This window comes from Paucibacter sp. XJ19-41 (assembly GCF_028462495.1).
Taxonomy (GTDB): domain Bacteria; phylum Pseudomonadota; class Gammaproteobacteria; order Burkholderiales; family Burkholderiaceae_C; genus Roseateles_E.
Window position 1 is genome coordinate 18834 of sequence record NZ_JAQOWX010000040.1, and the last position, 23474, is coordinate 42307.

Sequence of the window (23474 nt, forward strand, 5' to 3'; positions counted from 1 at the left end):
GCACGAGCGTTCGATTTGTGCCTGTCTCGGCAGGGACAAAGGGTGAGGGATCAAGCAGGGAAGTGCGTGCAGCCCAAATGGCAAGAGGCCGACGAATCGGCCTCTTTACAGTGCAAGCTGAGGGGGGTAGCTACTTTGCGGTCTTCGCGCGTCGCCGCAGGCCCATCATGCCCAGAGCTGCAATGCCGACTAAGGCGAGCGAGCCCGGTTCGGGTACGCCAGTGCCCGGCGTTTGCGAAGTCTTGTCGCCACCAAAGGTCAGCAATTTGAAATAGTCCTTGGTTGCTGTGTCCAGGCCCGTACCCGAACCTCCGTAGGTGGAGTTGTAGGCGCTGATCAGCCACCAACTCGAACTGACTCCGGCGGCATTGAAAGTGGTCGAGTCATTTGGCAAATTGCCCACATCGGCAACGCTCTTGACCAGTTCCCAGCCATTGGAGATCAAATTGCCGGCACCGAAGCCGGCCAATGATGAGGTATTGCCCACGGCGCCACCCTTGTATCGCATCACGGTCACATCGCTATCGCTGGTCCACCAGCCGAGGCTCAAAGCCTTCAGCGCCACGGAGTCGGCCCCAAAATTGATCAATACCAAGTCGGTATTGGTCATGTTGTCGATGGAGTGTTGTGGGTCCTGCTGCTCATCAGGCGTTGTGCCGGTGTCGCTCCCGTCATAGGGGTTGCGGTTGCGCACGCCGAAGCCACCCGAGTACAAATTGACGGTCGCGTCCTGATAGGTGCTCGAGGAACCGGTGGTCGACCATGCGGTCACAGTCGCTGTGATGCCGTTCGCGCTGCAGCTGTAGTTATTGCCGTGAGCGCTGCCGGATGCTGTGCAACTTTGGGAGTTCCAGGTGGACAAAGCAAAGGCGTTGCCCGAAATCACGCTCGCGCTCATTCCGATCAGCAGTCCTGCGGCATGAGCAAAGTGCTTGGTTTTCATTGTCTTCCTCAGTATGCGTTTGGGCTTGTACTGCCGTTTATACGATTTAAGCAGGTTCTGTACCAACTTATAAAGTTTCAATCGCAATAAGTACTTAGAGAATTGGCGCGGTTCGGCTTTGGTGCAAATGTAAGACTTCCTGACAGGGCTGGCATCCCTCACTTAAGTGTCTGCAGCAGCTTTCTGGCCTCCGTGGCTGATTCGAAGTTCGGGTTGATCTGGATGGCTGATTCCAGTTCGGCGCGCGCCTCGGCCGGCCTGCCAGCCTTCAAGAGCGCTGCGGCGAGGTGGTAGCGCACATCGGGGCTTTCGGGTGCGCGCAACCGGGCGTCGCGTAGCAGCCTCAGTGCTCTTTCGTGCTGGCCGTTCAGATGGTTGGCCCAGCCGGCCGTGTCGATGACGGCAACATTGTTCGGCGCGGCAGAAAGAGTCTGTTCGCTGATCTTCAAGGCCATCGCGGGCTCGATTCGCAGCAGTACGTTGGCCAGGTTATTGCTGATCTCTACATTCCCAGGCAATTGCCTGAGCAATTTCTCATAGGCTTGGCGGGCCGCCGGATAGTCGCCATGTCGAGCATGGCCGTCGGCCAACGCGCGCTGCACAGCGATATCCTTTGGATGGTTCTTGAGCCACTGTTCGGCCAAAGAGCCGGCTGCCTTGCGATCTCGAGGTTCCAGCACGCGCATCAGGCGCTGCACTGAGCCGCTGCTGGGTTCCAACTCATGCGCGCGTCGCAGGGAATCCACAGCGGCCGAGGTATCTCCCTTGGCGAGCATGACTTCAGCCATCAGCGTGTGGCTGGCCGCGCGTTTGGGCTCAAGTTGCAGCACCTTGCGAGCACGCGCCTCACCACGCAGCTTGTCGCCGTCCTGCAGTTCCAGGCTGGCCAGCATGGCCATGGCTGGTGGGTGGTCTGGTCTAAAGCCAAGGGCTTTCTCAAGGCTGTAACGGGCGCCGGCCAGATCTCCGGCGGCTGTCTGTAGCCCTGCGATCTCGAGCAGCGCGCCAGCATCAGACTGGATCTGGCGTGCGGCGTGAATCAGGGTCTGCCGTGCCGCTGTCCGGTCGCCGTTGCGCAGTTGCGCGCGACCATAAATGCCGAGCGTTGCACTGTCCTCGGGCGCTTTGGCCAGCAACACTTTGGCTGCGGCCAGCATCTCGGGTGCTTCCCCGCGTCGCTCGTGCAACTGGACCAATGCGAAATTCGGTCGCCTCTCGCGCGGCCCCGCGTAATCCACCGCCTTCTGCAACCAACGCACGGCTTCTTCCGACTTGCCTCGGCGTTCGGCCAATTGAGCCATTTCCAGATGCGCGTCGATGTCCTGCTCATTGGTCTTCAGCAAGGCACTCAACCGCGCCTGCGCGGCGTCGAATGACCCTTGAGCGACCTCAAGTCTGGCCAGCCCCAGCTTGGCCTGCAGCAGATCAGGCTCGGTTTTCAATGCCTGTTCAAAAGCCGTTCGGGCGCCTTGCCAGTCCCGCGCCTGAAGCTTGACCACCCCGAGCAGATTCAACAGCGTCGGGTTGCTGTTTTGCTGCTTCAGCAGCGACTCGGCAATACGCTGGGCTTGTGGGGTGAGGCCCTCACGCAGATAGAGCGTGGCCAGGGCCATGCCTGCGGCAGTCTGACGAGGGTCTTTTTTGTAGGCTTCCTCCAACTGGGCGCGGGCATTCAAGTTCTGTCCGCCACGCATCAAGCTCAGACCGAGGGCCGCGCGAATATCCGGGATATCCTGCTGGCCCAGCGCCGATTGCAGCAGAGTCGTGGCCTTGCTATAGCGCCGCTGGCTCATATGGGCCGATGCCAGCAGGGTAATGGCCTGGGTATCACGGGGCACGCTGCGCAGATAGGATTCCAGCACGTCGATGGCCTTGTCTACACTGTTTTCACCGATATAAACCTGGGCCAGCAGCTTGGCCACTGGGCTGTTGGGCTGGCCTCTCTGGAAAGCTTCGAGATAGGGCTTGGCCTTCAAAGGCTCGTCCAGGCCGAAATGGGCCAGACCATTGACCATCAGCAGTTGCGGACGGTAACGGATGAACTCGATAGGTACCGGGTCGATCAGGTTCACGACCTCGCTGAGCTTGGCCCGAGTCTTCGCCATGTCCCCCGCGCGGCTGCTCAGCAGGGCTTGAAGGTAGACGGCACGCGGTTCGCCGGGCGAGAGTCTAAGCACTTCGGCCGCGTCAGCGGCGGCCTCGGCATCATGGTTCCGGTCGACATGGATGCCGGCGCGCGCCAGCCGGGCTTCCAGGTGGCGGGCGTCTATTTTCAGGGCCCGTTCGTAAGCGGTCTGCGCATTGCGCTCGTCGCCACGCACATGCAGCACGGCTCCCTGCTGGTAATGCGCTTCGGCCAATCCAGGGGCCAGCGCCAGCGCTCGTTCGGCCGCTGCCATGGCTTCGACCGGGCGGCGCATGCGCAAATTCAGCTGGGATTCGGCAATCCAGCTGTCAGGCGAGCGCTCGTCCAGCGCCCGGGCCGCCTCGATGCTGCGAAGCGCGGCCTGGCCTTCGCCCAGGTCACCCTGGGCCGAGGCGCGCAGCAGCAGCAACGCAGCTTGCACTGTTGGCGGCAGGCCAGTGGGCGAGAACAATGCCTGCTCCAGCATTTGAGCCTGCTTGCCTTGGGCCACCATGGCTTGCCCGAGCGGAACGAGCACCTCGGCACGGTTGACCCCCAGTTTCAGCGCCTCATTGAACGCCACCTCGGCGGCGGCGGCCTGGCCGTTCATCAGCAAAGCCTTGCCCAGCAGCACTTGCACAGGCAATAGGCTCTTGTCGATCTGCAGCGCGTTCTTCAGCTGGATGATGGCGCCGGCAATGTCCTTGCGCTCGTAGCGGGCCAGCGCATCTTCATAGAACTTGGCTGCTTTGGCATTGTCAGCCTGGGCCAGTGTCGGACCGCTTGCCAGTGCGATGGTCAGGCAAGCACAGCGCAGAACGGTGGCGATGTTCAGGCGATTTCTGATGTGCATGGACGATGTGCGGATGGGAGCGGGAGCCTATTCTTTCAGATAGCGCGTGATGCGCGCGTCTCGCCCCGCCCGAAGCGGGGGGTCAATACCTCAGCTCCAAGGTCATCACATCATTCTCCCTGCGCATCTGAAAGCGCGTCAGAAAGCTGTTGCCCAGCAGCACATGGCTCATCTGGCCGGGCACGATGATGGCGTCGACATTGCGCACCTCGACCTCGCCGACGCGCACCGAGGCGAGCTGTAGCAGATGGGCCGGCACCGTGCCGTTGGCGGTCTGGGTCATCACGCGGCGGCCTTCGCGGAACTTCAGGCCCATGCGCTCGGCCTCGATCTGAGCGATCGCAACATTGGTGGCGCCGGTATCGACCAGGAACTGCGTGGCCTGGCCGTTGATGCTGCCTTGGGCGACGAAATGCCCACCCGGTCCCGAGGCCAGCACGATCTGCCGGCTCGCGCCCGTGGCGGTCTTGCCGTCACCGATGCGGCCGGGGGAGGCGCCCAGCACCAGGGTGTGGCGCCGGCCGCCGAACTCGACGGTGGCGCGACCATCCTCCAGTGCCAGCAGCTTGACGCCGCGCACGCTCTGGCCCAGCGCCACGGTGCGCGCCTCGCCGTCGATCAGCAGCAGGGCCGATTGGGCGCCCAGGCTGCCGTTGAAGCTGACGCTCTGGCCCCAGGCCGCGCCGACCATCAGCACCAGGGCGAACAGGGCGGCGGCGCGGGGCGGCGGCACGCGTTCAGTCCCGGAAGTTGTTGTAGGACAGCGGCGTGTCGGCCATGTCCTTCTTCAGCATCGCGATCGCGACCTGCAGATCGTCGCGGTTCTTCCCGGTGATACGCACGGTGTCGCCCTGGATCGAGGCCTGCACCTTCAGCGCACTCTTCTTGACGGCGGCGACGATCTTCTTGGCCAGCTCGGACTCGATGCCGTCCTTGATCTTGTAGACCTGCTTGACCTTGTCGCCGCCGAGCTTCTCGATCTTCTCGGCCTTGTCGAGGAAGCTGATGACCACATCCTGCTTGGTCAGCTTGGCGTAGAGCACGGCCTCGATCTGTTCGAGCTGGAACTCGCTGTCGCCGAAGGCCTGGATTTCCTTGTCCTTGAGTTCAATGCGGGCGCCGGTGCCCTTGAAGTCGAAGCGTGTCGCGATCTCCTTGGCGCTGTTGTCGACGCCATTCTTGATCTTGACCATATCGGGTTCGAGGACGGTATCAAAGCTGGGCATGTTTATTTGTCTGCTGTTGGGGTGAGGGGCCGGGTTCGGCCTCTCGATCGGTGAAAATTCTGCCATGCAGGAACAAGCTGTAAATCCCCCTAACGGGCCGACCGCACCGGCATGGCTGCTGGAGCGCGACGTCAATCTGAAGCCTTACAACAGTTTCGGCCTGCCGGCTGTGGCCCGCCAGCTGGTGCGCATCCGCTCGGAAGCCGATGTGCGCCGCGTGGTGGACCACCCCAGCCTGGGCCGCGCGCCCAAGTTCGTGCTGGGCGGCGGCAGCAATATGGTGCTGACGCGCGATATCGAGGCCGTGGTGCTGAAGATCGAGATTCCTGGTTTGCGCCTGCTGGAAGAACGGGATGATGCCTGGATTATCGAGGCTGGCGCCGGCGTGCCCTGGCATGAGCTGGTGCGCTGGTCTATCGAGCAGGGTTATCCGGGGCTGGAGAACCTGGCCCTGATCCCCGGCACGGTCGGCGCCGCGCCGGTCCAGAACATCGGCGCCTATGGTATCGAGCTGAAGGATCGCTTCGACAGCCTGGATGCGGTGGACCTGGTGACCGGCCGTGCCGTGCACCTGCCGGCCTCGGTCTGCCGCTTCGGCTACCGCGACAGCGTGTTCAAGCAAACCGGCTTTGGTGGCCTGGCCGGCAAAAGCGTCATCACCAAGGTCAGGCTGCGCTGCCCCAAACCCTGGCAGCCGCATATCGACTATCTGGATCTGCAGCGCAAGGTGGCCGAGACCGGCATCAGCGCGCCCGGCGCCCGCCAGATCTTCGACTGGGTCTGCGAGATTCGCAGCGCCAAGCTGCCCGACCCGGCCCGGATTGGCAATGCCGGCAGCTTCTTCAAGAACCCGGTGGTCAGCGAGGAGCAGTGCCGCGACATCATCGGCCGCGACCCCGGCATCGTCCACTACCCGATGCCCGATGGCACGGTGAAGCTGGCGGCGGGCTGGCTGATCGATGCCTGTGGCTGGAAGGGCAAGTCGGTCGGCGATGCGGCGGTCTATGAGCGCCAGGCCTTGGTGCTGGTCAATCGCGGCCAGGCGCGCGGTGCCGAGGTGGTGACGCTGGCGCGCGCGATCCAGGAGAGCGTCTACGGCCGCTTCGGCATCCGGCTGGAGCCGGAGCCCATCCTGCTTTGATTCAGCCCAGCCCGCGTCGGGCACACAGCTCGGCGCTGCGCTGCAAGGCGCTCAGCAGGGCCTGAACCGCGATCTGCAAGGCCGATGCATCGGCGCTGCCCGACTTGGCCAGCAGCTCCAGCTCGCGCGCGGCTGCGGTCACGCCGATCAGGCCCAGGCTGGCGCTGGCGCCCTTCAAGGCATGGGCCTCGGCGCGCAGCAGGGCGACGTCCGCGCCGGCCGCCTGCAGGCGCTGCAGGCTCGCCGGCACCCCGCGCACAAAGGTCTGGTAGAGCGGCGCGATCTTGGTTGGCGGCAGGCTGCGGCGCAGCTCCAGCAGCACGCTGTCATCGAAGCCGCCGTCTGGCAGCGCCGACGCCGCCGGCAGCGCGCGCGCCTCCTCGTCGAGCAGGGCGGCCAGCGCGGCGATGCCGACCGGCTTGGCCAGGAAGCCATCCATGCCGGTCTGCAGCGCGCGCTCGCGCGACTCCTCGAAGGCATCGGCCGACAGCGCGATGATGCGGGTGCGCGACTTCGACCCGGGCAGCTCGCGCATCGCCCGGGCGGCCTGGTAGCCGTCCATCATCGGCATGTGCAGGTCCATCAGCACCAGATCGAAGTCGGCCGCCTTGAGCTGCTGCAGCGCATCGAAGCCGTTCTCACAGAACACCGCCGCATGCCCCAGCCGCTCCAGCACCGCTTCGAGGAAGCTGCGATTGGTCAGATGGTCCTCGGCGACCAGGATGCGCAGCCGTCGTGCCGGCGCGGCCATGGCGGCCGGGGGCGGCGAGGGCGCCTCGGCCGCTGCCGGGCAGGGCGGCAGCGGCAGCCGGGCCGTGAACACCGATCCGCGGCCGGGTTCGCTGCGTACCTCGATATCGCCGCCCATGGCCCGGGCCAGATTGCGCGAGATCTCCAGGCCGAGGCCGGTGCCGCCGAAACGGCGCGAGCGCGTCTGATCGCCCTGGCTGAAGCGCTGGAACAGCTTGGCCTGGGTGGCGGCGTCCATGCCCAAACCGGTATCGCTGACCTCGAAGACCAGGGCCTCGGCCGTGCTGCTGACGCGCAGGCCCACCCGGCCCCGCTCGGAGAACTTGATCGCATTGCTGAGCAGGTTCAACAGGATCTGGCGCAGCCGCGTCGGGTCGGCGCTGACCCAGGCCGGCACCTCGGCGTCCAGGCGCAGGCTCAGATCCAGCCCCTTGGCACTGGCCTGCGGCCACAGCAGTTCCTCCAGCTCCTGCACCAGCCGGGCCGGTTGCATCGGTTCGGGCTGTATCGTGATGCCGCCGGCCTCCATCTTCGAGACATCGAGCACGTCGTTGAGGATGGCCAGCAGATGGCGGGCCGATTCGTGGGCGGCCTGCAGCTGCTCGCGCTGGGCGGGCTGCAGCTGGCCGTCCTGCAGCAGGCTCAGCATGCCCATGAGTCCATGCATCGGTGTGCGCAGCTCATGGCTCATATTGGCCAGGAAGATGCTCTTGGCGCGGCTGCCGGCCTCGGCCTCCTGGCGCGCCTGGCGCAGGGTCTCGGCCAGCGCCTCCTGCTCGCGGCCATGGCGGTCCAGGCTGCGGAACTGGCGGATCACGATCAGGGCCACGCCCAGCGACAGCAGGCATTGCAGCGCGGTCAGCCACAGGCTCAGGCTGCTTTGCGAGCGCACCATCTCATGGCGGCCGCTGACCTGGTTGGCCACATGGTGGGAGGCCGTCAGCGACAGCTCGCGGATCGCATCGGCCAGGCCGTCCATGCGATCAAGCAACTGCTGCATGCTCGGTGCCTGCTGCTGGATCAGCGTCGCGTTCAGCGGCAGCGCGTCGGCCCATTGCACAAAGGCCTTGGTGCGCTCCAAGGTGCGCTGGTAGTCGGGGTTGGCGCTGAGCACCTTGGCCGCGTACTCGCCCTCGATCAGGCTGAGCCGGCTGACGAAGATCTCGTAGCGCTGTGCCGCCTGCTCGGCCGCCTCGGGGCTGCGGTCCTGCCGCGCCTGGGTCAGCGCCAGGCGCAGCTTCAGATACTCGACCTCGAACTGGAACAAGCTCCAGACCAGATAGTCTCCCTGGTAGCGACTGGTGGTGTTGAGCAGCTCGAACTGGCGCGACTGCAGCAGGCCGACGGCGCCGAAGGCCATCACCAGCAGCACGCCCATCGAGGCCAGCAGCAGGCGTAGCCGGCGCTGCCTGCGCGGGACGGTGGCGGCCGCGCTCACCGGATTTCCAGCGCCTTGAGTTGCCAGGCGCAGCGGGCGTAGTAGATGCTCGTGCGCAGGCGGGGATCGCTGTCGAAGGGGTAGATGATGAACAGCGGGCCCTTGTCGCGCAGCGGCATCGGCCGGTCGTCCATTTGCAGCGCCAGCATCACATCATGCTGCCTGACGTCGTCCATCGGGATCGTCACCTTGTAGTCATTGATGGCGATGGCCTCGATGCTCTGGCCCTGGGCCCCGGCGGCAGCCAGCACCTCGCGCAGCAGCGGGCCGCTGAACTTGCGCGGGCCGGCATACCAGGGCGTCTTCTGCGTCAGGCTGTGCTGCGGAAAACCCTGCAGCCGTTTCATGTCGAACAGCGCACGCCCGTCCCGGTCGGGGCGGCCGAGCGTGCCGCCTATGCTCAGCAGCACCTTGTCCTCGGTGCCGGACTGGGCGGCACCGGCGAACGCCGCAGCGGCGGCGCTACACAGCCAGTCGCGACGGCTCACAGAGATGGGGCAAGACATGGCACTCCAGTGCAGATCGGTGCAGATGTGGCGCCCGTGCGAGCCCGGGCCATAGCTGTTGCGCTTCATAGGCGTTGCCCGGCATTCTATTGATGCGCGATGGCCGCGCCTGTTGGCACCCCCGCGAGTGGATGTGCCGCACATCAGCGGCACCGCTTGTCGCTCCGGTGACAAGCCCGCCGGCCCGGGCGCGACAAGATGCGCTCGACCCGCCGATGGAGACTTCCCGATGACCGCCGCCGATCCGCCCGCGCCCCACACCCGCCAGCATCTGTCATGGCCCCGGCGCCTGCCCCGCCGGCTGGAGATTCCCCGGACCTCGCTCTGGTTCAATCTGGAGGTGGCGGCCACCCGCTACCCCGACAAGGCCGCGACCCTCTTCTGCGGTCGCTCGATGACTTATGCCGAGCTCAGGCGCCAGGCCGAGGCGCTGGCCGGCTGGCTGCAGGCCCAGGGTGTGGGCAAAGGCGACCGCGTCGCGCTGTTCATGCAGAACTGCCCGCAGTTCCTGATCGCGTTCTACGCGATCAACCGCGCCGATGCGGTGGTCGTGCCGGTCAATCCGATGAACCGGGCCGAGGAGTTCGGCCACTACATCAGCGATCCTGAGACCCGGGTCGTGATCTGCAGCGCCGATCTGGCTGCCGTGGTCGATGTGGCCAACGCCGCCTTGCCGCCGGAGCGGCGCCTGAAGGCCGTGTTGGTGACCCGCTATGCCGAGGCCTTGCCCGAGGCCGGTGTCGACGCCGAACTGGCGCTGGCCCCGGCCCTGCAGCAATGGCTGATGGCTGACCCGACCCCGCCCGCCGGCGCGGCGCGCTGGACCGAGGCGCTGGCCGCCGGCCTGGTGCCGGGGCCGCACAGCGCCGGCCCCGACGACCTGGCCCTGCTGCCCTACACCTCGGGCACGACCGGCCTGCCCAAGGGCTGCATGCACAGCAACCGCACGCTGATGGCCAATGCCTGCGGCGGCGGGCTCTGGGGCTATGCCTCGCCCGAGTCGGTGGGCCTGGCCGTGGTGCCGATGTTCCACATCACCGGCCTGCTGTACGGTGTGCTGGGCCCGATCTACCAGGGCATGAGCCTGGTGATCATGCCGCGCTGGGACCGCGAGCTGGCCGGGCGGCTAATCTCGCGCCACCAGGTCACGCACTGGACCTGCATCCCGACCATGATCATCGATCTGTTCGGCAGCCCCAATTACCAGAGCTTCGATCTCACCAGCCTGGTCTATCTGAGCGGCGGTGGTGCGGCGATGCCGCAGGCGGTCGCCGAGCGGCTGCGCGCCGAGTTCGGCCTGACCTTTGCCGAAGGCTACGGCCTGACCGAGACCGCCGCGCCCACCCATGCCAACCCGCCCGAGCGGGCCAAGCTGCAATGCCTGGGCATTCCGATCTTCGGGGTCGATTCGCGAGTGGTGGATCCGGTGACGCTGGAGGAGATGCCTCTCGGCGAGGTCGGCGAGATCATCAGCCACGGGCCCATGGTGTTCAAGGGCTATTGGCGCCAGCCCGAGGCGACGGCGGCGGCCTTTGTCGAGATCGACGGCAAGCGCTTCTTTCGCACCGGCGATCTGGGCCGCATGGACGAGGAGGGCTATTTCTTCATCACCGACCGGCTCAAGCGCATGATCAACGCCAGCGGTTACAAGGTCTGGCCCTCCGAGGTCGAGATGCTGCTCTACAAGCACCCGGCCGTGCAGGAGGCCTGCATCATCGCGGCCCGTGACGCCTACCGCGGCGAGACCGTCAAGGCCGTGGTGGTGCTGCGCGCCGGCGCCGAGGGCACGACGGCCGAGGACCTCATCGGCTGGGCACGCGAGCATATGGCGGCCTACAAGGTGCCGCGCCTGGTCGAGTTCGTCGCCAGCCTGCCCAAGTCCGGCTCGGGCAAGGTGATGTGGCGGCTGCTGCAGGAGAAGGAGCGGGCCTGAGCGGGCTCAGAAACCGGCGCCGGGCTGGGCCAGATAGTCCTGCTCGGCGGCGGTGCTGCTGCGGCCCAGCGCCGCATTGCGATGCGGGAAGCGGCCGAAGCGCGCGATGACGTCCAGATGGCGGCGCGCATAGTCCAGCGCGCCGGCCAGGCGGGCATCGTCGGCCGCCAAGGCCTCGAACTCGCGCACGCAGCGCTGCTGCAGGGCCAGGTCCTCGGCATGCTCCAGCGGCATCAACACGAACCAGCGCTGCAGGCTGCTCAGGCAGGCATAGGCCGGGCTGTCCAGCAGGCCCAGGGCCTGCTGCAGCGCCAGCGCATCGCCGGCAAAGGCGGCGGCCTGACCCCGGAATGCATTGCGGCTGAACTGGTCCAGCACCACGATCAGGGCCAGCCGGCCCAGCGGCGTCGCTTGCCAGTGGCTCAGCCCGCCTTGCTGGGCCGCCTGCAGCGTCGCGCCAAAGCGCTGGACGATCTCGGCATCGAAGGCCTCGTTCTTCTGGAACCAGACGCTGCGGACCTGGCCCTCCTCGGCCGAACCGAGCGCACCGAACCAGAAGTTCAAGACCGCCTGCACGGCGGCCGGCTCGCACAGCCGCTGCCACTGCGGATGCCGGGCCAGATAGGTCTGCACATAGCTGCAGGCCGGCACCAGCTGCAGGCCTTGCGGCGCCAGCCAGGCCAGCACATGGGCCACCATCTGGCCGGCCAGGCCGCGGCCGCGCAGCGCCGCATCGGTGCCGGTGTGCGTGATGATCAGCCGCTCACCCTCGCGCAGATAGTCGACTTCGCAGCTCAGTCCTTCGACCCGGGCTTCGAAGCGCTGGGCGGGCTCGTTGTGTCGAATGTCCAGCGTGTTCATCAGCGCCCCAGTTGCTGCCACAGATAGCTGTATTCCAGCGCCTGCAAGGTGGCGCGCTGCTCGTTGTCGGCCGCGCCGCCGTGGCCGCCCTCGATGTTCTCGTAATACAGCAGCTCATGGCCCTGGGCCTGCATCAGCGCCGCCATCTTGCGCGCATGGCCGGGGTGGACGCGGTCGTCGCGGGTCGAGGTGGTGAACAAGACCTTGGGGTACTTCGCGCCCGGCTTGACGTTCTGGTAGGGGCTGTACTTCGAGATGAAGGCCCACTCGGCCGCATCGTCCGGGTTGCCGTACTCGGCCATCCAGGAGGCGCCGGCCAGCAGCGTGTGGTAGCGGCGCATGTCCAGCAGCGGCACCTGGCAGACCACCGCATTGAACAGCTCGGGGCGCTGCACAAAAGTGGCACCGACCAGCAGGCCGCCATTGCTGCCGCCCATGATGCCCAGATGGCGCGGGCTGCTGATCCTGCGTGCGATCAGGTCCTCAGCCACCGCGATGAAATCGTCGTAGCTGCGCTGCTTGTTGGCCTTGGTGGCGGCCTGGTGCCAGGTCGGGCCGAACTCGCCGCCGCCGCGGATATTGGCCAGCACCAGCACGCCGCCCTTGCCGTACCAGGCGCGGCCGAAGCCGCCCGAGTACCAGGGCTGCATAGACACCTCGAAGCCGCCGTAGCCGTAAAGCAGGGTCGGGTTCTTGCCGTCGGCCTTGGCGTCGGCCGGCCAGATCACGAAGTAGGGCACCTCGGTGCCGTCGCGGCTCTTGGCGAAGAACTGCTCGGCCCGCATGCCCTCGGACTTGAACTTGGGCTCGCGGCTCTTCAGCGCCTCACGTGCATCGCTGCCGGCCCGGGCCAGGAACAGGGTGTCGGGGGTCAGGAAGTCGGCGTAGTTCAGCAGGTAGCGGTCGCCCAGTTCGTCCTTGGGCAGCTCGCTGTCGTAGAGGCTGGCCAGGCTCAGCGTGCCGGGGAAGGGCGCCTGTACGGGGCGGTGCTTGGGCTGCTCGCCGGAAAAGTCCCATTCCTCCAGGCGGCTGGCCACCTGGTCCGAGATGTTCAGGATCAGGTGCGAGCGGGTCAGGCTGTAGCCGGCCAGCGAGCGCGTCGGGGTCGGCGTGAACAGGGCCTGGAAGCGCCGCTCGCCGCGCAGATAGGCGGCCGCGTCGGTCAGCAGCAGCGCGCCGGCCGGGTAGGTCTGGCCACCGACGCTCCAGTCGCTGCGCAGGCTCAGGATCAGTCGCGCGCCCCAGAACTGCTCCTGCACATCGCTGGGCAGGTCCAGCGCGAGCAGCTTGTCCTCGCGCTGCAGCAGGAAGCTGCGCTGGTTGTAGAAGTCCAGCGCGCGGGTGAACAGGGTGCGGGGATGGCCCGGTGTCTGGTCGACATTGACCGACACCGCCACATCCTTGGCCACCCCCTCGAACACGGTCCTGGCCTCGCTCAGCGGCGTGCCGCGCTGCCAGCGCTTGATGATGCGCACATAGCCAGAGTCGGTCAGCGAGCCGGGGCCGAAGTCGGTGCCGACGTAAATCGTGTCGGCATCGATCCACTCGACCTGGCTCTTGGCCTCGGGCAGCGTGAAGCCGCCGGCCACGAAGCGCTTGTCGACCAGGTCGAACTCGCGCACCACACGGGCATCGGCGCCACCGCGCGACAGCGACAGCAGGCAGCGCCGGTAGTCCGGCGCCAGGCAGCTGGCGCCGGCAAACACCCAGCTCTCGCCCTCGGCCTGGCCCAGCGCGTCGAGGTCCAGTACGGTCTCCCACTTGGGCTCGGGTTTGCGGTACTCGGCCAAGCTGGTGCGGCGCCACAGGCCGCGCTTGTGCTGCTCGTCCTGCCAGAGGTTGTAGAGCCAGTCGCCCTTGCGGCTGACGAAGGGGATGCGGTCCTTGGCGTTCAGCACGTCCAGCAGATCGCGGCGGATGCCGGCGTACTCGGGGCGCGCCTGCAGCGTCTTCAGGCTCTGGGCATTGCGCTCGCGCACCCAGGCCAGCGCGCGCTCGCCCTGCACCTCTTCAAGCCATTGGTAGGGGGCCGTGTCTTGAGCCATGGTGTGCAAAGAAGTCAGAACAAGCCCGCAGGCTAACAGCAGTGCCTTCATTCGGTGGCCACCTTCAAGGCGATCGGGGTGATCTCGACCGAGGCCTGCGCGGTCGAGACATAGATGCCGCCGTCCTGCACGCTGACCTGCAGCTGCATGCTGCGCTCGGCCAGCCGGGCCAGGGCCTGCGACTGTTCGTAGGGGATCTGCCAGACCGACAGGCGCGGCGCACGCGTCAGCTTGTTCTCGATGCCGGCCCACCAGACCGGCGTGCTGCTGGCAAAGCCGATCACCGTGACCTTGTTGGCCTTGCCATGGGCCTTCATCAGGCGGCGGTCATCGGGCTGGCCCAGGTCAATCCAGTGCAGGACCTCGCCGGTCAGGCTGAGCTGCCAGAGGTCGGGCTCATCGACATCGGACAGGCCCTTGGTGAACTCGAGCCGGCCGTTCAGATCATCGGCCGGCGTGTGCAGCGCGAAGGCCAGCACGCGGATCATCATGCGCTCGTCGGTCTCCGAAGGATGGCGCGCAATCGTCAGGTTGTGGTCGCCGTAGACATGGCGGTCCATGTCGGCGATCTGCACAAGAGCTTTGTGAATGGTGGCTTTGAGCGCCATATCGGGAGTCTCGGGAGCGGCAAAGCGGCGGATTATCGGGCTTGTTGCCCAGCATGGCATGATGCCGCCCTGGCGCCGCCGAGCCGGCGCCGCTGTGTTCACCCTCCGCGCTGAAGAGTCCTGCCATGACACGAGTCCTGCTTTCCGCCTGCGTCGCCGCCCTGCTGCCCGCGCTGGCGCTGGCCCAGCCGGCCAATCCGAACGCCAAGGTCGACCCGAAGAACAACAAGGTCAGCCGCCCCGTCGTCGAAAAACCCAAGCAGAAGCTGATGACGCGCGACGAGTTGCGCGCCTGCCTGACGACCTTCGACAAGAACGAGACCGACGCCAAGGAGATCAAGGCCGCCCAGGCCGCGAATGCCCAGGAGCGTGCCGAGATGGTCAAGTCCAAGGAAGAGCTGACCCAGCAGGGCGCGGCGCTGACCGCTACCGGCGCCGAGCTGAAGGCCGAACGCGAAGAGCTGATCAAGGGCCAGGAAGTGATCAAGGCCCAGCTGCCGAAGATGGAACGCCCGGATGCCGAGAAGGTGCTGGCCGATTACAAGGCCAAGGCGGCCGCGCATGACGCCAAGATCGACGCCTTCAACGCCAGCAAGACCAAGTACAGCGCCGACGCCAAGGCCTTCGATGCCAAGGTCGAGAAGCACAATGCCGACACCCAGGCCCTGCAGGCCCGCGCCGAAGCGCATCTGGACAAGGTCGATGACTGGAAGGAAGACTGCAGCAAGAAGCCTTATGACGAGGCCGACGAGATCGCCGTCAAGAAGGAACTGGGCCTGAAGTAAAGAAAGTCACCGGACCGCACGGTCTTTGAACGGCGCCACCCCCACCGGGCTGGCGCCGTTTCTACAATCGCGCCACCCCAACAACACCATGGCGGCGCCACCCCTGCCGTCATCACCGTGAGACAAGGCATGAGCAACCCCCTGCTGCAAGACTGGACCACCCCCTACGGCCTGCCGCCTTTTGCCCAGATCGAGGCCGCGCATTTCGCGCCGGCCTTCGAGGCGGCACTGGCCGAGCACCGCGCCGAGCTTGATGCGATCGCCCAGCAGAGCGCCGCGCCGAGCTTCGAGAACACCCTGGCGGCGTTCGACCGCAGCGGCCGCCTGCTGACCCGGCTCGAGCATCTGTTCTACACCTTGGCCGCCTCGGCCACCTCGCCCGAGCTGCAGGCCGCCCAGCGCGCGCTGGCCGCCCCGCTGGCTGCGCACGGCAATGCCGTCTATATGCATGCCGAACTGTTCAAGCGCGTGGACGCGCTGCATGCCGAGCGCCAGGCCCTGGGCCTGGCGCCTGAGCAGCTGCGCCTGTTGGAGCGTGTGCATCTGGACTTTGTGCGTGCCGGCGCCAAGCTGCAGGGCGAGTCGCAGCGCCGCTATGCCCAGGTGGTCGAGCGCCTGGCCGAGCTGCACACGCTGTTTGCGCAGAATGTGCTGGCCGACGAAAGCGGCTACCAGCTGCTGCTGCAGGGGGATGAGGAGCAGGCCGGTCTGCCGGACTTCGTGCGCGCCGCCGCGCGCCAGGCCGCTGTCGATCGTGGCCTGGGTGAGGGCGTTCATGCCATCACCCTGTCGCGCTCGCACATCGTGCCCTTCCTGACCTTCAGCGAACGCCGCGATCTGCGCGAGCAGGCCTGGCGAGCCTGGGTTGGCCGCGGGGAAAAGGCCGGCGAGACCGACAACCGTGCGGTGGCCCAGGAAATCCTGAGCCTGCGCAACGAGCAGGCGCGCCTGCATGGCCATGCCTGCTATGCCGACTATGCGCTGGCCGACACGATGGCCGGCACACGCGAGGCGGTGCAAGGCCTGCTGACCCAGGTCTGGGAGCCGGCCAAGGCTGCGGCTCAGGCCGAGCGCGAGCTGCTGGAGGGCATGATGGTCTCGATGGGCCACCGTTTCGAGCTGCAGGCCTGGGACTGGCGCTTCTATGCCGAGAAGGTGCGCAAGGCCCGCTACGATCTCGACGAGGCCGAGGTCAAGCCCTACTTCCCGCTGGATGCGATGGTGCAGGCGCTGTTCGATTGCGCCGGCCGTCTGTTCGGCCTGCGCTTCGTCGCCAAGCCCGAGGTCGCCGGCTATCACGCCGATGTCAAGGTCTACGAGGTGCAGGGGGCCGACGGCGCGCCGCGCGGCGTCTTTTTGCAGGACAACTTCGCCCGTGCCACCAAGCGCAGCGGCGCCTGGATGAATGCCTTGCGCTGGCAGGCCCGCAACGAGATCGGCGCGATCCCGGTCATCCTGAACAACAACAACTTCGCCAAGGGCGCGCCCGGCGAGCCGACGCTGCTGAGCTTCGACGACGCCCGCACGCTGTTCCATGAGTTCGGCCATGGCCTGCACGGCCTGCTGTCCAATGTCGAGTACGAGCGCCTGTCGGGCACCCAGGTGCTGCGCGACTTCGTCGAGCTGCCCTCGCAGCTGTTCGAGCACTGGATGAGCGAGCCCGAGGTGCTGAAGAAGCACGCCCGCCACTACCAGACCGGCGCGGTGATCCCTGACGCGCTGCTGGCCAAGCTGAAGGCCGCCGAGCTCTTCAACCAGGGTTATGAGACGGTGCGCTACACCGCCAGCGCCCTGGTCGATATGGCCGTGCATTCGCTGACCGACGAGCAGGGCCCGGACATCACCGAGTTCGAGGCCCGGACCATGGCGGCCTACGGCCTGCCGGCCGCAATCGGCATGAACCACCGGCTGGCGCATTTCCAGCACCTGTTCGCCGGCAGCGGCTATGCCGCCGGCTACTACGTCTATATGTGGGCCGAGGTGCTGGATGCCGATGGCTACGAGGCCTTTGTCGNGCAGCGGCTATGCCGCCGGCTACTACGTCTATATGTGGGCCGAGGTGCTGGATGCCGATGGCTACGAGGCCTTTGTCGAGGCGGGCAGCCCCTTCGATCCCCAGGTCGCGCAGGCCCTGCTGAACCATATCTACGCCAGTGGCAACAGCCGCGAGCCGCGCGAGGCCTACCGGGCCTTCCGGGGCCGCGATGCGGTGGTGGCGCCGATGTTGCGGGGCCGGGGTCTGCTGCCGGCCTGATCGTCCCGGATCAGGCGGGTCGGTTCAGGCCTTGCCGAAGCGGGCGTCCAGCCCGCTCAGAAAGGCCTTGAAGTCGATCGGCTTGGTCCAGTAGTCGGTGAAACCCGCCTCGCGGGCGCGCCGGATGTCCTCGGGCATCGCATTGGCCGACAGCGCGATGCAGGGGATGGCAGCGGTCTGCGCGTCGGCGCGCAGCTGCTGCAATACCTCGTAACCATTGAAGTCGGGCAGTTGCATGTCCAGCAGGATCAGGTCCGGCTGCATGGTCCGTGCGCGCGCCAGACCGCGGCCGCCATCCTCTTCGCAGACCAACTGCAGCAGCGGACGCTGCGCCACCAACTCCTGCACCACCAGCTGATTGACCGGGTTGTCCTCGATATAGAGCAGCTTGCCGGCGCCGGCAGGCTGGCCAGGGGGGAGGGGTCTGATGGGGCTGAACTCTGTCACTCGCGGGTCTCCGGGGCTACGGCTACAAATGTAGCGCCTGACGTGGCAGCATGGACCCATTCCTGGGAGTGATGACATGCATGTGGGAATTCTGACCGGTGGCGGCGACTGCCCGGGCCTGAACGCGGTGATACGGGCGCTGACCCTGGCGCTGACCGAGGCCGGCGACGTGCGCGTCAGCGGCATACGGCAGGGCTTTCTGGGTCTGCTGGAAGACCGGGTGCAGCCGCTCGACGCCGCCCGGCTGCGCGGCCTGATCAACGAGGGCGGCACCGTGCTGGGCAGCCACAACCGCGCCGATCCCTTTGCCTATTTCGGCGCCGGCGGTGCCGACTGCTCGGCCCGGGCGCTGGACTGCCTGCAGCGCCATGGCATCGAAGTGCTGGTGGCCGTCGGTGGCGATGGCACGATGACGATCGCCGAGCGCTTTGCGCGTCTGGGCGTGCCGGTGGTCGGTGTGCCCAAGACCATAGACAACGATTTGATGCACAACGAGCGCAGCTTCGGCTTCGACAGCGCGGTGGCGGTGGTGGCCGACGCGCTGGGGCGGCTGGGCACCACGGCGCGCAGCCATGGCCGGGTGATGGTGCTGGAGACCATGGGCCGGCATGCCGGCTGGATCGCGCTGGAGGGCGGGCTGGCCGGCGGTGCCGACGCCATCGTGCTGCCCGAGCTCGGCTATGACGGCCAGGCGCTGGCCGCGCTGTGCGAGCGGCGCAGCCGCGAGCAGGGCTATGCGCTGGTCTGCGTGGCCGAGGGCGTCAAGCTCGCCGCCGCAGGCGAGAGCGCGGGCGAGACGGTCGGTCAGCGGCTGATGCAAGACCTGGCCCCGCGCCTGGGCCCCGAGGCCGAGCTGCGCTACACCTTGCTGGGCCATCTGCAGCGCGGCGGCGCGCCGACCGCTTTCGACCGGGTGCTGGCCACCCGCTTCGGCGTGCAGGCGGCGCAGCTGGTGCTGCAGCGCGGCCATGGGCAGATGGTGGCCCTGCAGGGTGATCGCTGCGTGGCCGTGAGTCTGGCCGATGTGGCCGGGGCCAGCCGCCTGGTGCCGCTCGATCATGAGCTGATGCAGGCGGCGCGCTGTCTGGGTGTGCTGGCCAATCCCTGAGCGCGCCGGCAGCATTGGACTTCAATTGATGCCATCATCTGGCCCTGCAATCCCGCAAGCCTGATCAATTTCGCGATGACAGCTCCAACGCAAAAATTCGCCGCCGTGACGGGCGCCGGCAGCGGCATAGGCCGGGCCTGCGCCCAGGCCCTGGCCGGCGCCGGCTACCGCGTGGCCCTGCTGGGCCGGCGCATGGAGGCGCTGGAGGAAACCGCCGCGGCGGCGCCCGAGCGCTATCTGCTGCTGCCCACCGATGTCAGCCAGCCGCAGGCGGTGGCCCAGGCCTTCGAGCGCATCCGTGAAACCTTCGGTCGGCTCGATCTGCTGTTCAACAACGCCGGCATGTCCGCGCGCGGCGTCTGTATCGACGAGTTGCCGTTCGAGCAATGGCAGGCGGTGGTCGATGTCAACCTGACCGGCAGCTTTCTCTGCGCCCAGGCGGCTTTTCGTCTGATGAAGGCCCAGCAGCCCCAGGGCGGCCGCATCATCAACAACGGCTCGATCTCGGCCCATGCGCCGCGCCCCAACTCCGCCCCCTATACCTCGACCAAGCATGCGATCACTGGGCTGACCAAGTCGCTGTCCTTGGACGGCCGGCCCTTCGACATCGCCTGCGGCCAGCTCGACATCGGCAATGCGCTGACCGAGATGGCGCGGCCTATGACCCAGGGCGTGCGCCAGGCCAACGGCGAGATCGCCGTCGAGGCGACAATGGATGTGGCCCATGTCGCCAGCGCGCTGCTCTATATGGCCGGCCTGCCGCTGCAGGCCAATGTGCAGAATATGACCGTGATGGCGACGAAGATGCCCTTTGTCGGCCGCGGTTGACTTCGTAAAGGATAGGTTTTGCTGTCTGCTGTTGTTACGTTTGCCCTGCGTCTGCTGCTCGCGGTCGCCACTGTCGTGCTGGTGCTGGGCCTGATGGCCGTGGCCCTGGTGACGATGCTGGGCCTGATGCTGTGGAGTCTGGTGCGGGGCCGCAAGCCCGTCATCGATGTCTCGGGCTTTGCCCGTGCGCGCCAGCAGTTCCGCCGTGGGACCGCAGCCAGGACCATGGGCGAGGTCGTCGATGTCGAGGTGCGCGAGGTCAAGCCCTCGCAGCCGCGGCTGGAGCCCTGAGCCTTACCAGCGCTTGGCGCCCAGCTCCTGCAGAATCTCGCCGTAGATCCGAAAGCGCGAGGGGCTGATCAGGCCGGCTGCGGCTGCGGCACGCACACCGCAGTCGGGCTCATGCTGATGGGTGCAGTTGTAGAAGCGGCAATGATCGGCATGCTTGCGCAGGTCGGGCATCAAGAGCGGCAACTGCTCGGCCGTGATCTGCTGCAGGCCGAATTCCTGGAAGCCCGGTGAGTCGATCAGCGCGGTCTGGCGTTGTGCGTCGACCCAGTACCACTGCGTCGTCGTCGTCGTGTGCCGGCCCGAATTCAGCGCCTGCGAGATCTCGCCGATCTGCGCCTTGGCATCGGGGATCAAGAGATTGATCAGCGTGCTTTTGCCGGTGCCGCTAGGCCCCAGCACAAAGGTCCGCTTGCCCTCCAGCCAGGGAGAGAGCAGGGCGCTGGAGCCGACCGGGTCGGCCTTCAGCGCCACCTCCATCACCTCCAGCCCCATCTCGCGGTAGGGCAGCAGGCGTTCGCGGGCCTGCTCGGTGCCCGGCAGGTCGGTCTTGTTCAAGGCGATGCGCACCGCGATGCCGGCGCTCTCGGCCGCGATCAGTGCGCGGCACAGCTGGCTCTCGCTGAACACCGGCTCCACCGCGACCAGGATCAGCAGCTGATCGAGATTGGCGGCGAAGCTCTTGGTCTTCCACTCGTCCTGGCGGAACAGCAGATTGCGGCGCGGCTCGACGGCCTCGATCACCCCCTCGTCCGAACCCGACGGTGCCCAGCGCACCTGGTCGCCGACCACGCAGTCGCTCATCTTGGCGCGCGGATGGCAGACCAGGCGACGGCCGTCGGCGGCTTCGACGATGTAGTGCCGGCCATGGCCGCGCCCCCCCCGACCGAGGTCCAGCGCGTTGAATTTGCTCATCCGGCCGTGGCCTCGGGCAGGGCACTCACCTGAGCGGCGCAGATGAAATCGTTGGAGGTCAGGCCTTGTGCCGAATGGGTGCTGAAGCTGACGGTGCAGGCATCGAAGCCGACCATCATCTCCGGGTGATGGTCCTGCGCATGGGCGATCTCGGCCACCGCGTTGACGAAGGCCATGGTCTGGTAGAAGTTCTCAAAATCGAAGCGCCGCCCGATCACCTTGTGCTCGGTGTCGGCAGCCCAGCCGGGCGTCTGCACCAGCCAGTCGGCCAGCTGTTCGAGCGGCAGGGCCTCGCGCTGGGGCGTGCATTGGGCAAGAAGAAGATTCATGGTCATGGGGTCTGCAGCGCGGCCAGGCGTTCGCTGGCCGGCGGGTGGGAGTAGTAAAAGCGCGCGTAGACCGGGTCCGGCGTCAAGGTGCCGGCATTGTCCTCGTGCAGCTTCAAGAGCGCGGCGGCCAGATCGGCGCCGCTGGCCTGGGCGCAGGCATAGGCATCGGCCTGGAACTCGTCCTTGCGCGACAGGCGGCTGGCCAGCGGCGTGAAGAAGAAGCCGAACACCGGCAGCACCAGCATGAAGAGCAGCAGGGCCAGCGCATCATTGGGCGCTGCCAGATTCGGCTGCACGCCGAAGGCCAAGTAGAAGCCTACCTGACGCGACAACCAGCCCAGCAGCGCAAAGCCGGCCAGGCTCAAGGCGAACATCAGGACCATGCGCTTGAGCACATGCTTGTGCTTGAAATGGCCCAGCTCATGGGCCAGCACCGCCTCGACCTCGGGGCCGCTGAGGCGCTGCAGCAGGGTGTCGAAGAAGACCACGCGCTTGGCCGCGCCGATGCCGGTGAAATAGGCATTGCCATGGGCCGAGCGGCGGCTGCCGTCCATCACGAACAGACCCTTGGCCGCAAAGCCGCAGCGCTGCATCAGGCCCTCGACCCGGCTGCGGAGCCCCTCGTCGGCCAGCGGCTCGAACTTGTTGAACAGCGGCGCGATCACGGTGGGGTAGAGCACCAGGATCAGCAGATTGAAGCCCATCCAGGCGCCCCAGGCCCACAACCACCACAGCCCGCCGGCCGCGCCCATCAGCCACAGGATCAGCGCCGCGATCGGCAGGCCGATCAGCGCGCCGACCAGCGCGCTCTTGGCGGCGTCGGCCAGATAGAGCCGCCAGCTCATGCGGTTGAAACCGAAGCGCTGCTCGATGCGGAAGGTGTTGTAGAGCTCGAAGGGCAGGTCCAGCAGCGCGCCGATCACGCTGAAGGCCAGCAGCAGCGCCAGCTGGTAGGCCATGCCGCCCCAGTGTGGCGCCACCCATTCATAGACCCGCAGATTCAGCGCGTCCAGCCCGCCCAGCAGGGTCCAGCCCAGCAGTACGGCGGCATTGAAGGCCATCGCCAGCAGCCCGAAACGGCTGCGCGCCACCGTGTAGTCGGCGGCCTTCTGATGCGCGGCCAGCGGCACGGTGGCGGCAAAGGCGGCCGGCACCTCGTTGCGATGCCGCATCACGTGGCGCACCTGGCGGGTCGACAGCCAGAGCTTCAGCGCCAGCGACAGCAGCAGCGCGGCCGCAAAGATCAGGCTCAGCGCGGTCGGGTGGATGGGAGGGAGTTGGGACGGGAACATGGACTGAAGTGTAGGGCTGCGACAATATGCGCCGACAAAGACGAGGAATCCCAATGAGTGATATCGCCACCCTGGCCAGCCACGAACAAAACCTGATCTGGATCGATCTCGAGATGACCGGTCTCTACCCCGACCGTGATCGCATCATCGAGGTGGCCGTGGTCGTCACCGATGCCAATCTGACGACACGTGTCGAGGGCCCTGTCTTCGCGATCCACCAGAGCGACGCGACGCTGGATGCGATGGACAACTGGAACAAGGGCACGCACGGCAAGAGCGGCCTGATCGACCGGGTCAAGGCCTCGACCGTCAGCGAAGAGCAGGCCGCCGCCGAGGTGATTGCCTTTCTGAAGCAGTATGTGCCGGCCGGCAAGTCGCCGATGTGCGGCAACAGCATCTGCCAGGACCGCCGCTTCCTGGCCAACTACATGCCCAGCCTGGAAGACTTCTTCCACTACCGCAATCTGGACGTGTCGACGCTGAAGGAGCTGGCGCGGCGCTGGAAGCCCGGCATCATCGAGGGCTTCAAGAAGGCCCAGGCGCACACCGCGCTGGCCGATATCCACGAGTCCATCGACGAGCTGGTCTATTACCGTGAGCATCTGCTGAGCCTCTGAGAGCGCTCCGTGCTCTGGGCCGCTTTTGACTTCCCGCGCCACCCCTTGGCGCGAGAGGACGGCGAACGTCTGCGTGGCGCTTTTGACGCCCCGCCCGAGCGCTGGCTGCGCGCCGCCAGTGCGGCCGAGCTGCCGGCCGTGCTGGATGCCGCCCATGCGGCCGCGCGCGCCGGCGCCTGGGT

The 23474-nt window shown here is 66.7% G+C and carries 21 protein-coding genes; 8 read left to right on the plus strand and 13 right to left on the minus strand.

Translation table 11 applies throughout. The features are described 5' to 3' along the window. Window positions 1-130 precede the first annotated feature (130 nt). The 4 genes from xdp1 to PO768_RS12450 form a co-directional block, all read right to left on the minus strand. Complete coding sequence (gene xdp1 / locus PO768_RS12435; protein ID WP_272646316.1) at window positions 131-943, minus strand: exosortase-dependent surface protein XDP1; 813 nt, start codon at window positions 941-943, stop codon at window positions 131-133. A gap of 158 nt (window positions 944-1101) precedes the next feature. Next, the gene (gene prsT / locus PO768_RS12440) at window positions 1102-3921 is read right to left on the minus strand and encodes an XrtA/PEP-CTERM system TPR-repeat protein PrsT (protein ID WP_272646317.1); all 2820 of its coding nucleotides are present in this window, start codon (window positions 3919-3921) and stop codon (window positions 1102-1104) included. Window positions 3922-4003: 82 nt separating this feature from the next. Then, the gene (locus tag PO768_RS12445; protein ID WP_272646318.1) at window positions 4004-4654 is read right to left on the minus strand and encodes a retropepsin-like aspartic protease family protein; all 651 of its coding nucleotides are present in this window, start codon (window positions 4652-4654) and stop codon (window positions 4004-4006) included. A 4-nt stretch (window positions 4655-4658) separates the two neighbouring features. Continuing rightward, on the minus strand, window positions 4659-5147 hold the full coding sequence (locus PO768_RS12450; protein ID WP_272646319.1) for a YajQ family cyclic di-GMP-binding protein: 489 nt from the start codon (window positions 5145-5147) through the stop codon (window positions 4659-4661). 64 nt (window positions 5148-5211) lie between these two features. Between PO768_RS12450 and murB the strand changes: the two genes are divergently transcribed. Continuing rightward, window positions 5212-6288: a UDP-N-acetylmuramate dehydrogenase gene (gene murB, locus PO768_RS12455; protein ID WP_272646320.1), complete on the plus strand. Its 1077-nt coding sequence runs from the start codon at window positions 5212-5214 to the stop codon at window positions 6286-6288. Window position 6289: 1 nt separating this feature from the next. Here murB and PO768_RS12460 read toward each other — a convergent pair whose 3' ends face one another. Together PO768_RS12460 and PO768_RS12465 are read right to left on the minus strand one after the other, a co-directional pair. Then, a complete protein-coding gene (locus tag PO768_RS12460) occupies window positions 6290-8476 on the minus strand; it encodes an ATP-binding protein (RefSeq protein ID WP_272646321.1) in 2187 nt (728 codons plus the stop codon). Next, window positions 8473-8964: a molybdopterin-dependent oxidoreductase gene (locus PO768_RS12465; RefSeq protein WP_272646322.1), complete on the minus strand. Its 492-nt coding sequence runs from the start codon at window positions 8962-8964 to the stop codon at window positions 8473-8475. Before PO768_RS12465 ends, PO768_RS12460 begins: the two co-directional genes overlap by 4 nt. Window positions 8965-9211: 247 nt before the next feature. Here PO768_RS12465 and PO768_RS12470 point away from each other — a divergent pair, with 247 nt between their 5' ends. Beyond that, the gene (locus tag PO768_RS12470; RefSeq protein WP_272646323.1) at window positions 9212-10915 is read left to right on the plus strand and encodes a long-chain fatty acid--CoA ligase; all 1704 of its coding nucleotides are present in this window, start codon (window positions 9212-9214) and stop codon (window positions 10913-10915) included. A gap of 6 nt (window positions 10916-10921) precedes the next feature. On the opposite strand, the gene PO768_RS12475 is transcribed toward PO768_RS12470, so the two are convergent. Genes PO768_RS12475 through PO768_RS12485 form a run of 3 tightly spaced genes read right to left on the minus strand, consistent with a single transcriptional unit; the run spans window position 10922 to window position 14429 of the window. Further along, complete coding sequence (locus PO768_RS12475) at window positions 10922-11776, minus strand: DUF924 family protein (RefSeq protein ID WP_272646324.1); 855 nt, start codon at window positions 11774-11776, stop codon at window positions 10922-10924. Then, the gene (locus PO768_RS12480; protein WP_272646325.1) at window positions 11776-13821 is read right to left on the minus strand and encodes a prolyl oligopeptidase family serine peptidase; all 2046 of its coding nucleotides are present in this window, start codon (window positions 13819-13821) and stop codon (window positions 11776-11778) included. The genes PO768_RS12475 and PO768_RS12480 overlap by 1 nt, the downstream gene beginning before the upstream one ends. Before the next feature lie 47 nt (window positions 13822-13868). Further along, complete coding sequence (locus PO768_RS12485; RefSeq protein WP_272646326.1) at window positions 13869-14429, minus strand: YaeQ family protein; 561 nt, start codon at window positions 14427-14429, stop codon at window positions 13869-13871. A 125-nt stretch (window positions 14430-14554) separates the two neighbouring features. On the opposite strand from PO768_RS12485, the gene PO768_RS12490 reads away from it, so the two are divergent. Continuing rightward, entirely contained in the window at window positions 14555-15214 is a 660-nt protein-coding gene (locus PO768_RS12490) for a hypothetical protein (protein WP_272646327.1), read from the plus strand. 444 nt (window positions 15215-15658) lie between these two features. Next, window positions 15659-17539: a M3 family metallopeptidase gene (locus tag PO768_RS12495; protein WP_442953220.1), complete on the plus strand. Its 1881-nt coding sequence runs from the start codon at window positions 15659-15661 to the stop codon at window positions 17537-17539. Here PO768_RS12495 and PO768_RS12505 read toward each other — a convergent pair. After that, a complete protein-coding gene (locus PO768_RS12505; protein ID WP_269840203.1) occupies window positions 17493-17915 on the minus strand; it encodes a response regulator in 423 nt (140 codons plus the stop codon). The genes PO768_RS12495 and PO768_RS12505 overlap by 47 nt on opposite strands. 76 nt (window positions 17916-17991) lie before the next feature. Between PO768_RS12505 and PO768_RS12510 the strand changes: the two genes are divergently transcribed. The 3 genes from PO768_RS12510 to PO768_RS12520 all read left to right on the plus strand — a co-directional run bounded on the left by PO768_RS12510 (window position 17992) and on the right by PO768_RS12520 (window position 20142). After that, window positions 17992-19023 (plus strand): 6-phosphofructokinase, encoded by a 1032-nt coding sequence (locus tag PO768_RS12510; protein WP_272646328.1) that lies wholly within the window; start codon window positions 17992-17994, stop codon window positions 19021-19023. Window positions 19024-19098: 75 nt separating this feature from the next. Beyond that, complete coding sequence (locus tag PO768_RS12515; RefSeq protein ID WP_262970551.1) at window positions 19099-19851, plus strand: SDR family oxidoreductase; 753 nt, start codon at window positions 19099-19101, stop codon at window positions 19849-19851. Window positions 19852-19869: 18 nt separating this feature from the next. After that, a complete protein-coding gene (locus PO768_RS12520) occupies window positions 19870-20142 on the plus strand; it encodes a hypothetical protein (RefSeq protein ID WP_137942112.1) in 273 nt (90 codons plus the stop codon). A gap of 3 nt (window positions 20143-20145) precedes the next feature. On the opposite strand, the gene rsgA is transcribed toward PO768_RS12520, so the two are convergent. Genes rsgA through PO768_RS12535 form a run of 3 tightly spaced genes read right to left on the minus strand, consistent with a single transcriptional unit; the run spans window position 20146 to window position 22675 of the window. Beyond that, on the minus strand, window positions 20146-21096 hold the full coding sequence (rsgA, locus tag PO768_RS12525) for a ribosome small subunit-dependent GTPase A (protein ID WP_442953221.1): 951 nt from the start codon (window positions 21094-21096) through the stop codon (window positions 20146-20148). Then, on the minus strand, window positions 21051-21383 hold the full coding sequence (locus PO768_RS12530; protein WP_272646330.1) for a 4a-hydroxytetrahydrobiopterin dehydratase: 333 nt from the start codon (window positions 21381-21383) through the stop codon (window positions 21051-21053). The genes rsgA and PO768_RS12530 overlap by 46 nt, the downstream gene beginning before the upstream one ends. A gap of 2 nt (window positions 21384-21385) precedes the next feature. Continuing rightward, the gene (locus PO768_RS12535) at window positions 21386-22675 is read right to left on the minus strand and encodes a M48 family metallopeptidase (protein ID WP_272646331.1); all 1290 of its coding nucleotides are present in this window, start codon (window positions 22673-22675) and stop codon (window positions 21386-21388) included. A gap of 53 nt (window positions 22676-22728) precedes the next feature. Between PO768_RS12535 and orn the strand changes: the two genes are divergently transcribed. Continuing rightward, window positions 22729-23292: an oligoribonuclease gene (orn, locus tag PO768_RS12540; protein WP_137942116.1), complete on the plus strand. Its 564-nt coding sequence runs from the start codon at window positions 22729-22731 to the stop codon at window positions 23290-23292. Window positions 23293-23474: the final 182 nt, after the last annotated feature.